The 12,063-nt window shown below is 62.4% G+C and carries 12 protein-coding genes; 5 read left to right on the forward strand and 7 right to left on the reverse strand.

Annotated features, from left to right (window positions below; genetic code table 11):
• Nucleotides 1–178 precede the first annotated feature (178 nt).
• Entirely contained in the window at nt 179–793 is a 615-nt protein-coding gene (locus tag EJ076_RS21780) for a TetR/AcrR family transcriptional regulator (protein ID WP_126069228.1), read from the reverse strand.
• 91 nt (nt 794–884) lie between these two features.
• Here EJ076_RS21780 and EJ076_RS21785 point away from each other — a divergent pair, with 91 nt between their 5' ends.
• The 5 genes from EJ076_RS21785 to EJ076_RS21805 are packed head-to-tail and all read left to right on the forward strand — an operon-like array spanning nt 885 to nt 5,474.
• Nucleotides 885–1,976, forward strand: a complete 1,092-nt coding sequence (locus EJ076_RS21785) for a spermidine/putrescine ABC transporter substrate-binding protein (protein ID WP_126069229.1) — start codon at nt 885–887, stop codon at nt 1,974–1,976.
• 13 nt (nt 1,977–1,989) lie between these two features.
• Nucleotides 1,990–2,868, forward strand: coding sequence for an ABC transporter permease (locus tag EJ076_RS21790; protein ID WP_126069230.1), 879 nt, complete (start codon nt 1,990–1,992; stop codon nt 2,866–2,868).
• 1 nt (nt 2,869) lies between these two features.
• Nucleotides 2,870–3,652, forward strand: a complete 783-nt coding sequence (locus EJ076_RS21795) for an ABC transporter permease (RefSeq protein WP_126069231.1) — start codon at nt 2,870–2,872, stop codon at nt 3,650–3,652.
• Nucleotides 3,649–4,713 (forward strand): ABC transporter ATP-binding protein, encoded by a 1,065-nt coding sequence (locus EJ076_RS21800; RefSeq protein ID WP_126069232.1) that lies wholly within the window; start codon nt 3,649–3,651, stop codon nt 4,711–4,713. The genes EJ076_RS21795 and EJ076_RS21800 overlap by 4 nt, the downstream gene beginning before the upstream one ends.
• 2 nt (nt 4,714–4,715) lie before the next feature.
• Entirely contained in the window at nt 4,716–5,474 is a 759-nt protein-coding gene (locus EJ076_RS21805) for an MBL fold metallo-hydrolase (protein ID WP_126069233.1), read from the forward strand.
• Between the two features lie 6 nt (nt 5,475–5,480).
• Here the strand turns inward: EJ076_RS21805 and EJ076_RS21810 are convergent, their stop codons facing one another.
• From EJ076_RS21810 to EJ076_RS21835, 6 genes are all read right to left on the reverse strand, one after another.
• Nucleotides 5,481–6,182 (reverse strand): TetR/AcrR family transcriptional regulator, encoded by a 702-nt coding sequence (locus EJ076_RS21810; protein WP_126069234.1) that lies wholly within the window; start codon nt 6,180–6,182, stop codon nt 5,481–5,483.
• Nucleotides 6,183–6,322: 140 nt separating this feature from the next.
• Complete coding sequence (locus EJ076_RS21815; RefSeq protein WP_109671683.1) at nt 6,323–7,750, reverse strand: amidase; 1,428 nt, start codon at nt 7,748–7,750, stop codon at nt 6,323–6,325.
• A 91-nt stretch (nt 7,751–7,841) separates the two neighbouring features.
• Nucleotides 7,842–8,876 carry an extracellular solute-binding protein gene (locus EJ076_RS21820; RefSeq protein WP_109671684.1) on the reverse strand — a complete coding sequence of 345 codons (1,035 nt, stop codon included), beginning with the start codon at nt 8,874–8,876 and terminating at the stop codon, nt 7,842–7,844.
• A 40-nt stretch (nt 8,877–8,916) separates the two neighbouring features.
• Nucleotides 8,917–9,717, reverse strand: a complete 801-nt coding sequence (locus EJ076_RS21825; RefSeq protein ID WP_126069235.1) for an ABC transporter permease — start codon at nt 9,715–9,717, stop codon at nt 8,917–8,919.
• Nucleotides 9,710–10,630: an ABC transporter permease gene (locus EJ076_RS21830; RefSeq protein WP_126069236.1), complete on the reverse strand. Its 921-nt coding sequence runs from the start codon at nt 10,628–10,630 to the stop codon at nt 9,710–9,712. Before EJ076_RS21830 ends, EJ076_RS21825 begins: the two co-directional genes overlap by 8 nt.
• 5 nt (nt 10,631–10,635) lie before the next feature.
• Nucleotides 10,636–11,718 carry an ABC transporter ATP-binding protein gene (locus tag EJ076_RS21835; RefSeq protein ID WP_126071110.1) on the reverse strand — a complete coding sequence of 361 codons (1,083 nt, stop codon included), beginning with the start codon at nt 11,716–11,718 and terminating at the stop codon, nt 10,636–10,638.
• Nucleotides 11,719–12,063: the final 345 nt, after the last annotated feature.

A 12,063-nucleotide genomic window follows, 5' to 3' on the forward strand; every position in this document is an offset into this window, starting at 1 on the left:
ACTCTGCCATTAGCAAGAATCTATCGAGGAGCTTTTTGGAGTGTATGTCGGCTGCAAGCCATTTTCATCAACAATAACGGGCTGAGAAGTCGACAGCGCGCCCGGATGCAACCAACGCCGCCTCTAGAGCTTGCGGGCGAACCCCGCAACATCGTGGTGATCAAGGGAGTTTCTCCCCTCACACCGCAATCGCCGCCACCAATATCCGGTTCTGCCTCCGGATCGCCGCGCGTAATTCCGGTATCTTCGCCGCGTCGCGCTTCACGAACTCGATGAACATCATGTTCATGTTGTTGAAGATCAGTTCGCCGAGTGCCGCCCCGTCGATATCCTGGCGCACCAGCCCAATCTCCTGCAGCCGGGCGATCAGGGCGCGGATCTGTTCGGTCAGCGCGCGGTCGAGCGCGGTGTAGGCCTGGCCGAACGGGCTGTCGGGCAGTTGCGTCGAGATCGCCATCGCCTGCCGCCACATCTCCTTGCTGAGATAGTGCAGCGAGTGCTCGATATAGATGCCGATCAGCGTGTCCAGCGCATCGCCGACATTGGCCGGCGGCCTGGCGACGACGCCTTGACCGGCATTGAGCACCTCGTTGACCTCCAGCGAGACGATGGCGCCGAGGATGTCGCCCTTGTTCTCATAGTAATTGTAGATGGTGCCGACCGAGACCTCGGCTTGCGCGGCGATCGCCTCGATCTTGGCGCCTTCGTAGCCGGCCTCGCGAAACAGTTCCGCCGCCGCCTCGATGATGCGCCGGTGCCGATCCGCTTTTTGCCTTGCCCGCAATCCGCTCATCCCAGCCTCTTGCCATAAAAACAGAATTGACTCAATTTTAGAATTGGTTCAATTTTTTGCAAGAAGCCACAAAGGCAAGGGAGAACACTCGATGTCCGCACAATCCGCATCCAGGAATCCGCGTTCCATGCTGAAGAGCCATCTGCATGCCGCGTGCGCTGCCACGGCGCTGTTGCTCGGAGCCGGCAGCGCTGCCCAGGCCGCCGACCTCAACGCGCTGATCTGGTGCGATCATGCCGATCCGGCGCTGCTGCAGCCTTTCGAGGAGGCCAATGGCGTCAAGGTCAACGTCAAGGAATTCGAGGGCACTGGGGCCGGCCTCGCCATCGTCGAACAGTCGCAGCCCGGCGACTGGGACGTGATGGTGATCGACAGCATCGACGTGCCGCGCGGTGTCGAAAAGGGCCTGTTCGAGCCGCTGCCAGAAGACAAACTGCCGCTGGCCGACCTGTTCCCGCAGGTGAAGATGGACGGCTCCACCGTCGTCGGTGGCAAGCGCTACGGCATCACCGAAAAGTTCGGCTACAACACGATCGGCTACAACAAGACCAAGGTCGATCCGGCCGACATGCAGTCGATGGCGGCCCTCACCGGCGACAAGTACAAGGGCAAGGTCGCCATCTACGACTATTATCTGCCGGTCATCGGCATGGCGGCACTGGCCATCGGCAAGAAGACAGCCGACCTCACCGAAGCCGATCTTCCAGCCCTCAAGGACGAGCTTTTGAAGATGAAGGCCAACGCCAAGCTGGTCGGCGAAGTGACCGCCAGCCAGACGGCGCTAGCGACAGGCGAGGTCGACATACTGGTCGGCGGCGGCGAATGGGTGACGGCGGGCCTTGCCAAGGAAAACCCGGCGCTCGACTTCTCCATTCCAAAGGAAGGTGCGGTTCTGTGGTCGCAGTCGCTGGCCATGTTCAAGGACTCCAAAAACAAGGACATGGCGCTGAAATTCATCCAGTACATTATGAGCCCGGAGGGCCAGGCGCGGCTTGCCACTTCCTCCTGCTACTGGGGCATGCCGGCGAACACCAAGGCAACTTTGACCGACGACCAGAAGAAGGTCCTGCGCTTCGACGAGCAGCCGGGCTTCCTGGCGCGCGCCCAGGCCTATCCGGCGCCGAATGCCGATCTCGACAAGAAGATGCAGGACATGTGGACCGAAATGCTGCAGGCAAAATGAGCAGACATCGCTCATGAGCAGCTCGGCAAACAACCTCCCACGGGCGGGCTCTGCCCTGCCCCGGGCGGGCCGCGCCCTGCCCTGGGCGCTGGTCACGCCGGCGCTCGGCTGGACGCTGCTGTTCTTCGTGCTGCCCTTCATCGCCATGGGGTTTTCCAGCCTGACGGCGCATGAGGGCGGCGGCTTCACGGCGTCCAACTACAGCCAATTCTTCACCAACCCCTCCTACTGGCAGGCGATGGTGAATTCGCTTCAGGTGACGGCGATAGTCACCGTGATCTCGGTGCTGCTCGCCTACCCCTTTGCCTGGATCCTCGCCGAACAGGTGCCGGAGCGCTGGCAGCGGCTGGCGCTGATGCTGGCGGTGCTGCCGTTCTGGACCTCCTATGTCGTGCGCTCCTACTCCTGGCTGCTGGTGCTGGCGCAGAACGGCGTCGTCAACCGTGCGCTGACCGGCTCCGGCCTGGTTGCGGAACCGGTGCAACTCGCCAACACCCGTTTCGCCACCGTCACCGGCTTCGTGCATTTCTTCGTCATGCTGTTGACGCTGACGATTTTTGCCAACCTCAAGCAGTTGAGCCCGAGCTACCGCAAAGCGGCGGCCGATCTCGGCGCCGGGCCGGTGCGCACCTTCCTGCATGTCGTGCTGCCGCTGACCTTGCCCGGCATCATGGTCGGCGCCTTCCTCACCTTCGTGCTGTGCATCGGCGACTACATCACGCCGCAGATCCTGGGCGGCAACAACGAGCTGCTGATGCCGCAGCTGGTGATGATGCAGATCGGCCGGCGCGGCGACTTTCCGCTGGCCTCGGCGCTGTCGATCATCCTGATGGCGTTGGTCACCATTGCCTACCTCGCCTGCGCCCGCTGGCTGAAGATCGAGCGGGCCTGAGATGCGCCAGCTCGTCCGCATCGCCTCCTGGCTCTACGCGATCGCCGTCTACGGCTTCATCTTCCTGCCGGTTATCGTGCTGGTGCTGTTTTCGCTGCAGGCGACGTCGTTTCCGATCCCGCCCTTCACCGGGCCATCGCTGCGCTGGTACGAAGCGGTGCTCTCCGATGTCAGGCTGACCTCGGCGCTGGTCAATTCGCTGCTGGTGGCGTCCATCTCGTCGGTCGCCGCCGTCACGCTCGGCTTCCTTTCCGCCTGGGGTTTTGCGCGTTTTGTCCTGCCCGGCTCCGGACTGCTGCGCGGCCTGATCACGCTGCCGCTGACGGTCAGCTATCTCATCATCGGCATGGGGCTTCTGGTGCTGTTCAACTGGGCCGGCGTGCCGAAATCGCTGCTGGCCGCCGGCATCGGCCATGTCGTGATCAACCTGCCGCTGTGCTTCGCCATCATCTACAGCCAGATGGGCGACCACCAGATCAACATCGAACGCGCCGCGCGCGACCTCAGCGCGCCGGAATGGAAGGTGCTGCTGCTGATCACCGTGCCGGTCATGGCGCCGGCTATCTTCGCCGGTTTCTTCCTGTCGATGACCTTCTCCTGGGACGAGTTCGTGATCTCCTTCCTGCTCACCCGCTTCGACACCACGTTGCCCGTCGAAATCTGGAACCTGCTGCGTTCCGGCCTCAACCCCAAGACCAATGCGGTCGGCTCGCTGGTCTTCGCCGTCTCCATCGTCCTGGTGGTGTTTTTTGAACTGACATTGCTTCGGAGAAAGCCGGCATGAGCGCGCCCCTTGTCGACATCAGCAGTGTCTCGCATCGCTTCGGCCAGCACACCGTGCTGAAGGATGTCTCGCTGCAGATCGAGCCGGGCAGCTACACGATCCTGCTCGGGCCCTCGGGCTCCGGCAAGACGACGCTGTTGTCCATTCTGGGTGGCTTCGTCACGCCCAGCGAAGGCAAGGTGTTCATCCGTGGCGAGGACTGCACGTCGGTGCCGCCGGCGAAACGGCCGACCACGACGGTGTTCCAGGACTATGCGCTGTTTCCGCATATGAGCGTCGGCAGCAATGTCGGCTTCGGCCTGCGCATGCAAGGCGTCGATGGCGCTACCCGGGCGGTAAAGGCACGCGAGGCGCTGGCCTTGGTCGGATTGGCCGCCGCCTTCGACAAGAAGCCGCATCAGCTTTCCGGCGGCCAGCGGCAGCGTGTGGCGCTGGCGCGTGCGCTGGTGATCGAACCGGCGGTGCTGTTGCTCGACGAGCCGCTCGGCGCGCTCGACCTCAAATTGCGCCGGCAGATGCAGGATGAGTTGAAAGCGATCCAGAAGCGCGTCGGCACCGCCTTCATCCACGTCACCCACGACCAGGAAGAGGCGATGGCGCTGGCCGACCATTGCGTGGTGATGAATGACGGGCGCATCGAGGACGAAGGTCCGCCCGAGCGCGTCTACGCACGGCCGGCGACGCGCTTTTCCGCCACCTTCATGGGCGAAAGCACGATCCTTGCCGGCACGATCACTGAGGCAAAGGAGAGGACAAGCACCGTCGCGACGCCGGTCGGGCCGGTCTCGCTGCCCGGCGCGCTGCCGGCAGGCTCCGCCGTTGTGCTGGCCATACGGCCGGAGCATCTTGTCTTCGGCGAGGCCGGCGGTGGTGTCAGGCTCGGCACGGCCGAGGTGAGCGACGTCGTCTTCCAGGGCAGCTTCAAGCGCGTGCTCGCGGCTTCCATCGAAGATCCTTCGGTGCAATTCATCGCCAAGCTGCCCGCGACAGCGACCGTCCAGCCGGGCGACACGGTCGCGATTTCCTGCGATACCGACCGGATCATCCTGCTGGCGGATTGAACATGGCAACGCTTCCGCTCATCGAGGCACCAGACTGGTACGAGACCATCCGCATGAGCGATGGCGTAACCTTGATCCACGAGCCGTGGATAAAACCGTTCTTCCGCTGCAACATGTGGCATGTGCGTGGCCGCGACCGCGACCTTCTGTTCGACACCGGGCTTGGCCATTTCAGCCTCCGGCGTCACGTGCCGCTGGTGAGCGAGCGCAAGCTGACCTGCGTTGCCAGCCATACGCATTTCGACCATATCGGCTGCCACCACGAATTTCCCGACCGCTGCGTGCACGCGGCCGAGGCCGACATCCTCGCCGATCCGCGCAACGAATGGACGGCTGCCGGCACCTATGCGACCGACGAGATGTTCGACGCCATGCCGCAAGGCTGGGACACGGCGCGCTACGGCATTCTGCCCGCACCCGCCGGCCGCCTGCTCGCACAGGGCGATGTCGTCGATCTCGGCGACCGTGTCTTCGAGGTGATCCACACGCCTGGCCATTCCCCCGGCGGCATCGCGCTCTACGAAAACAGGACGGGCATCCTGTTATCCGGCGACATCATCTATGACGGCCCGCTGATCGACGATGTCTACCACTCGGATATATCAGACTACATGGCAACGCTCATGCGCCTGCGCGACCTCGACGTCTCGGTCGTGCATGGCGGCCATTTTCCGAGTTTCGGCAAGGTGCGCTACCGCCAGCTTGTCGACGAGTATCTGGAACAGAAGCGGCAAGCCGGCTGCCATCTGCGGCAGCCCTGAGAGCGGTTAGCGCATCAGTTCGAAATGCCGCGGAAACGCCTGATGCAGCAGGAGCAGCATGGTCTTGCGCAGCACGTTGGTGTCACGACCGCGAGGGTTCAGGTGATCCCAATACCAGGCGCCATGAACCAGATAATTCAGGCTCTCTGACAGGGTGTCTATGTCGACGCCGGTATAGCCGCCGCTGCGCGAAATCTCGATCAGCAGTTCGCGCGCCTCGGCGGTGTAGGCAAGGTCGCTCGGCAGGCCGATCTCGTTGTAGATCTGCATGCTCTTGCGGTCGCTGGAGAACACGACAAAGACCGAAACCCATTTCGGATGCTGCCGGGCGAAGTTTTGCGCGCAGTTGACCGCCCCGAGCAGGCGCTCGACCGGCGACAAGCCGGGCGCCCGCACCAGCGTAACCCACAATTCATCGTATCGATCACTGAGATACTGCAGGACGGCCCGGAACAGGTTCTCCTTGCTGCGAAAATGGAAGACGACCAGGGCATTGGACGAGCCGACATGCTCGGCGATGCGCTGCATGGTGACGCTTGCCAGCCCCTCCTCCGCGATGAGTTCGATGGTGGCGTCTATGATCCGCTGCACGCTGGCTTCGCCGCGCTCGCGCCGACGGTCCTTGGGCGGCGCGGCATCATTTGCCGAAACCCCGTCCTTGGCCATTGCGCCTTTGCGTTTTGCCGCTGCAGCCTTTTGTTGCGCCATCTTCGTCCAGTTCCTTTCGGACCTTGTGGCGGCGATCGCCGGTGCCGCCACGGATCCGTCTATTCGAGGTGCCCGGCGTCGGCTCACCACAAGCGAAGCCGGAGATCAAGCACCATCGCGGCAAGGGCCGCATCGCCCGATCAGAGCGACGGGCGCGTTTCGGTGTTTGTGTACCATTGTCCCTTGGCCGTCTCATAGGCCATGGCCGCCCGGAAAACATCGGCGTCGCAATAGGTGCGGCCGACGATCTGGATGCCTGTCGGCACGCCGCTTGCCGCCCGGCCCGAAGGCACGGACAGAACAGGACAGCGGCTCATCATGTTGAACGGCGTCGTCATCACCCAGCCCAGCGACGGGTTCACCTGCTTGCCGTTGATCTCAACCGTACCCGTGGTCTGATCGAACTCCGCCGGCACGGAGGGAAGCGCGTTGGTCGGGCAGATTAGGACATCGTAGGTCTCCAGCAGCGGCCCCAGCGTCTGGTACATCCTGGCCGCCACGTCGAGGGTCCCGACAAAATCCGCGGCTTTGGACTTCTGCCCGTCCTCGGCGAACTGCCTGGCATAGGTCGTCATGTCCTTGCCGTGCTCCTTGAGCAATTGCGACAGCGAGGCGCCGAAGAGATGTTCGAGATAAGCCATGCCGGCCTTGAGCACGTCATCGCCCCAGCCCAAATCGACTTCCTCGACCGTGGCGCCAAGCGAGCGGAACACATCGCAGGCCGCAAGCGTGTTCTTGCGCACATCGGCATCCACTTCGAAAGAACCAAGGTCCATCGAGAAAGCAATCTTCCAGCCCTTGATCGGCTTGTAATCCAGCGGCAGGCGCAGTTTTGGGCGCAGCGTGGCGATGTCGAGCGGGCTCGGTCCGGACATGACGTTCTGCAGCAGGATCGCATCCCCGACGTTTCGCGCCAGCGGTCCGGTGTGGCAGTAGAAGTCGAGGTTGAACGGCGGCTCGTCCGGATTGCGGCCATAGGGCGGCTTGAAGCCGACAAGACCGCAGGCCGACGCTGGAATGCGGATCGATCCGGCAATGTCCGAGCCGGTGGCGATCGACGACGTGCCGGAAGCCAGCGTCGCCGCGGAACCTCCCGACGAACCGCCAGGGGTGAAATCCGGATTCCACGGATTGCGCGTCACGCCCCAGCGTCTCGACCAGGTGTAGCCGGCGCAGCTGAATTCAGGCGTCGCCGTACGGGCATGGACGATGCCTCCGGCCTTGATGATGCGCTCGTTCATCGTCGAGGTATGACCACCGATGGCATCCTTCGACAGCAGCGAGCCGTTCGATGTCGGCTTGCCCTTGATATAGCTCTCGTCCTTGATACCGATGGGCAGCCCCTCGAGCGCCCCGGTGCGGGCGCCCTTGGCGTATTTGGCCTCGGCTTTCCTGGCCAGATCCATCGCCTCGTCGAAATGCGTGAAGGTGAAGCAGTTGATCGTCGGCTTCGTGGCCTCGGCGCGGCGGATGGTGGCCTGCATCAAGTCGACAGGCGAAAGTTTCTTCGCCTTGAACAGCCGCAGCGCCTCGCTGGCCGGCATGTAGCAAAGGTCGAGATCGGTCATGGGAAGTCTCCTGCGATCGGCGGATCGCGTTTGGCATGAATAGACAGGAGGTGGCCGCGCCGCGTGTGCGGCGCGGAGAACCCGGATCAGGTCATTTCTGAAGGTCGGTCCAGATTTTCGTGTAGAGCGCCTGCACATCCGGCGGACAGGCCTGCATGAACTGGCCCTTGGCGGCGAACTCGGCGGGAACATCGACTTCCGGCACCCCTTTCATGTCCGCGGGCATGAAGGCTTCCGAGCCCTTGATGCCGTTGGCATAGCGGGCAAAGGCCGAGATCAGAGCGGCATTTTGCGGATCCATGACGAAGTTCTGGAAGAGCTTGGCATTTTCGACGTTTTTGGCGTCCTTCAGCACCGCGACATTGTCCATCCAGATCGGATAGCCTTCCTTGGGATAGCCATAGGCGATCTTGTCGTTCTGCAACCGCTGGCGCAGCGATATGCCGTTCCAGTTGACCCCGGCGGCGATGTCGCCCTTGCCCAGGCCATCGACGGCGCCGTAGTCGAAGGACAGCCATTTTGCCTTGGCCTCGACCAGCTTGTCGCGCACCTTCTTCAGCACCACCTTGTCGGCCGTGCAGTACTGGCCGCCTTCATAGGCGATGGCGAGGAACATGATGTCACCCATCTCGGGCACGACATTGATCTTGCCGACGAGCTCGGGCGGCGGGTCGAGGAAGATCGCGGACGTGTTGATGTCGCCGGAATAGACCGACTTGTTGACCGACACGCCGGTCGTGCCCCACTGCCATGGAACGGTGTATTTGCGGCCCGGATCGAATGGCACGTCGACCCATTTCGGGTCCATATTCTTGAAATTCTCCATGTTGTTGGGATCGGTCTCCAGCAGCAGGCCTTCGCTGATCCAGATCGGAACGACGCTTGCCGAAGGCACGACGATGTCGAAACCGGCGCCGCCCTGGCGGATCTTGGCAAGTGCAGTGTCGTTGGAATCGAAGTCGGTGACGGTGACCTTGACCTTGTAGGTCTCCTCGAACTTCTTGATCAGGTCGGGGCTGGTGTAGTTGCCCCAATTGTAGATGTTGAGCTCGCCCTCGGCACGGGCCACGCCCGTGACAGTCAGCAACGACAGCCCGATGGCCGTCGCGGTCAGTTTCCAGTTCATGCTCCATGCTCCCATTGTTGGGACCGGCGGCGTTACGGCCTCAGGTCCGTTTCCGGCTGACGAAAAAGAAAGCGGTGACGATGCCGATCGACAGCACCAGGAAGGCTGTCGAGATTGCATTGATCTCGGGTGTGACGCCGCGGCGGATCTGGCCGAGCATGTAGGTGGGCAGCGTGTCCTGGCCACCGGATTTGACGAATTCGGTGATGACGACGTCATCTAGCGAGACGACGAAGGCGAGCATCAGCCCGGCCAGAATGCCCGGCCAAAGCAGCGGCAAGGTCACGTGCCGGAACGTCTTCCATTTGGTCGCGTAGAGGTCGGCCGCCGCGGTTTCGAGCGCCAGGTCCATGCTTTCGAGTCGCGCCCGGATCGGCAGATAGGCAAAGGGGACGCAGAAAGCGGTGTGCGCGGCGATGAGGTAGCCGAGGCCGGAATAGCCGGTCCAGATCTTGATGCGCGAAAACACGATCAGCAACGCCACCGCGGTCACGATCTCCGGCACCATAAGCGGCTGGTTGATGAAGGCGTATTTGAAGGTCAGTCCGCGATAGGGTTTGGTCCGGGTCGTCGCCAGTGCCGCCATGGTCGCCGAGATCGTCGCCAGCAGCGCAGCGACGGCCGCGATCTGGAACGAGCGGATCGACGATTCGATCACCAGCCCGTTGTTCCAGGCCACATGGAACCAGCGCAGCGAAAAGCCCTTCCAGATCGCCAGCGAGTCATTGTCGTTGAAGGCGTAGACCACCAGCGTGGCGATCGGCAGATAGAGCAGGAAGAAACACAGTATCGCCAGGCTGACGAAGCCATTCTGCCGCCGGACGTCGAAGCGCTTAGCCATGGGCGCCATCCGACCTGGTCGTGTTGCGGACATAGAAGAGCAGCGCCACCATGACGATCACCATCAAGGTGATCGACAGTGCCGCACCGAGCGGCCAGTTGCGACCTGCTCCGAACTGCAGCTCGATCAGATTGCCGATCATCAGATTGGTGCCGCCGCCCAGCACGCGCGGCGTCACATAGGCGCCAAGCGAAGGAATGAAGACCAGGATCGAGCCGGCGACGATGCCCGGCGTGACCAACGGGACGATGATGCGCTTCAACACCTCGAACCGTGTCGCGTAGAGATCATAGCCCGCCTCGACAAGGCGGAAGTCGATCTTCTCCATGCTGGCGTAGAGCGGCAGCACCATCAGCGGCAGGAAGACGTAGACCATGCCGGCGAGCACGGCGAAATTGGTGTACATGAGCTGGATGGGATGGTCGGTGATGCCAAGCGCTTGCAGCGCCGAATTGATGATGCCGTCATTACGCAGCACCTCCTGCATGGCGAAGGTGCGGATCAGAAGGTTGGTCCAGAACGGTATGGTGATCAGGAACAGCCAGATATCACGCCGGTGATCTGGCCGCGTGGCGATGAAATAGGCGGTGGGAAAGCCGAGGATCAGAGTCAGCACGGTGGTTGCCAGCGACAGCGACACCGAGCGCCAGAAGATCGACAGATAGGCCGTGGCGAAGGACAGCGTGTCGTCAAAGACATCGCGCTCGAACAGCACGCTCACCCAGGCGTCGGTCGAGAACTGCCATTTCACATCGCCGTAATTGCCTGGCGTCAGGAAGGAATAGACGACCACGATCAGCAGCGGCCCAAGCGCCGCGAGGAAGACGATCAGCAGTGCCGGGGCCGAAAGCAGCCAGCGCAACCGGATATCGTCACGTTCAGCCTTTTCGGCGACCCCACTCGCTGTTGCCATGGCCTCTAATCCTTCAGCAACTGCGCGGCATTGTCGCCGATCTGAATGCCGACCCTGGTGCCGTTTTCGAAACCGCAGCCGGCGCTGCGCGAATTCTGCTGGCGCACCATGAAGACATCGCCTTCGTCCAGCCGGACATGAATATGCGTGTCGGTGCCGAAATAGACGATGTTCTCGATCGTGCCGCTGAGATCGCCGCGGCCTTTGACGAGCTTCGCGTGCTCGGGCCGGACCATCAGCGTTGCATTGCCGCCCGCGCGGAAGTCCACGGCGGCGGTCGCGCAAATCCTGGCACCCGAGCACAAGGTGACCTGCGCCTGGCCATTACCGGCGCTTTCAACCGTGCCGGTCAGGAAGTTCGTCTCGCCGATGAAGTCGGCGACGAAGCGCTCCGCCGGGTGGTCATAGACATCCCATGGCGTGCCGACCTGCAGGATGTTGCCCGACGACATGACCGCGATGCGGTCCGACATGGTCAGCGCTTCTTCCTGGTCGTGGGTGACGAAGATGAAGGTGATGCCGGTCTCGTGCTGCAGCCGCTTCAGCTCGATCTGCATTTCCTTGCGCAGCTTGTAGTCGAGCGCCGACAGCGGCTCGTCGAGCAGCAGCACTTTCGGCTGCGGCGCGAGCGCCCGGGCCAGCGCCACGCGCTGCTGCTGGCCGCCGGAGATCTGGCTGGTGCGCCGGTTCTTCAAGTCCTGCATGTGGACGAGTTTCAGCATGGCGTCGACGCGCGCTTCGATCTCGGCTTTCGGCCTGCCCAGCATCTTCAGGCCGAAGCCGATGTTGTCGGCGACCGTCATGTGCGGGAACAGCGCATAGGACTGGAAGACAGTGTTGACCGGCCGCTTGAACGGCGGCAGCGGCGCGATGTCCTGGCCATAGAGCAGGATCTCGCCGTCGGTTGGAAAGTCGAAGCCGGCAATCAGCCGCAGCAGCGTCGTCTTTCCGCAGCCGGATGGGCCCAGCAGCGTGAAGAATTCATTTTCGCGGATCGCGACGGAGACATTATCGAGCGCTCTGACCGAATCCTGGCCGGTTCCCCGAAAGACCCTGGTGACGCCCTTCGCCTCAACGGCGGGCCGCATGGCTGTCAAGATATTCCCCTCTCCTCGGTGGCCATTCACCCGCTAACGCCGGCTGGCCAACTCAATCCTCGACCTCAGGAATAACTATGACTAAACATACAGTCAATATCTTTTTGCCGGCATGACCACGGCATCAACCAGTGATGCTGTGGCCGATGCGCCGGTGAACCCGTCATGAGATGGTCAAGGACGAGGCCATTGATGAATTGGGGCAAGTTTGCGGCGCCAACCTGCAGGTGGTGGCGCAGTGAATGGACGTTCTTTGCGTCAGATCCTCAGCCGCGCATGCGTCGTGCCGCTGGTCATCAGGCCGATGATCCATATGCCTCGGGAGTTACAGCGCCC

This window comes from Mesorhizobium sp. M7D.F.Ca.US.005.01.1.1, assembly GCF_003952545.1.
In the GTDB taxonomy this organism is placed as follows: domain Bacteria; phylum Pseudomonadota; class Alphaproteobacteria; order Rhizobiales; family Rhizobiaceae; genus Mesorhizobium; species Mesorhizobium loti.

Bases quoted from the DNA above. Each gene is read 5' to 3' on its own strand.
- EJ076_RS21780 (WP_126069228.1), bottom strand. From the start codon at position 793: ATGAGCGGATTGCGGGCAAGGCAAAAAGCGGATCGGCACCGGCGCATC.
- EJ076_RS21785 (WP_126069229.1), top strand. From the start codon at position 885: ATGTCCGCACAATCCGCATCCAGGAATCCGCGTTCCATGCTGAAGAGC.
- EJ076_RS21790 (WP_126069230.1), top strand. From the start codon at position 1,990: ATGAGCAGCTCGGCAAACAACCTCCCACGGGCGGGCTCTGCCCTGCCC.
- EJ076_RS21795 (WP_126069231.1), top strand. From the start codon at position 2,870: ATGCGCCAGCTCGTCCGCATCGCCTCCTGGCTCTACGCGATCGCCGTC.
- EJ076_RS21800 (WP_126069232.1), top strand. From the start codon at position 3,649: ATGAGCGCGCCCCTTGTCGACATCAGCAGTGTCTCGCATCGCTTCGGC.
- EJ076_RS21805 (WP_126069233.1), top strand. From the start codon at position 4,716: ATGGCAACGCTTCCGCTCATCGAGGCACCAGACTGGTACGAGACCATC.
- EJ076_RS21810 (WP_126069234.1), bottom strand. From the start codon at position 6,182: ATGGCGCAACAAAAGGCTGCAGCGGCAAAACGCAAAGGCGCAATGGCC.
- EJ076_RS21815 (WP_109671683.1), bottom strand. From the start codon at position 7,750: ATGACCGATCTCGACCTTTGCTACATGCCGGCCAGCGAGGCGCTGCGG.
- EJ076_RS21820 (WP_109671684.1), bottom strand. From the start codon at position 8,876: ATGAACTGGAAACTGACCGCGACGGCCATCGGGCTGTCGTTGCTGACT.
- EJ076_RS21825 (WP_126069235.1), bottom strand. From the start codon at position 9,717: ATGGCTAAGCGCTTCGACGTCCGGCGGCAGAATGGCTTCGTCAGCCTG.
- EJ076_RS21830 (WP_126069236.1), bottom strand. From the start codon at position 10,630: ATGGCAACAGCGAGTGGGGTCGCCGAAAAGGCTGAACGTGACGATATC.
- EJ076_RS21835 (WP_126071110.1), bottom strand. From the start codon at position 11,718: ATGCGGCCCGCCGTTGAGGCGAAGGGCGTCACCAGGGTCTTTCGGGGA.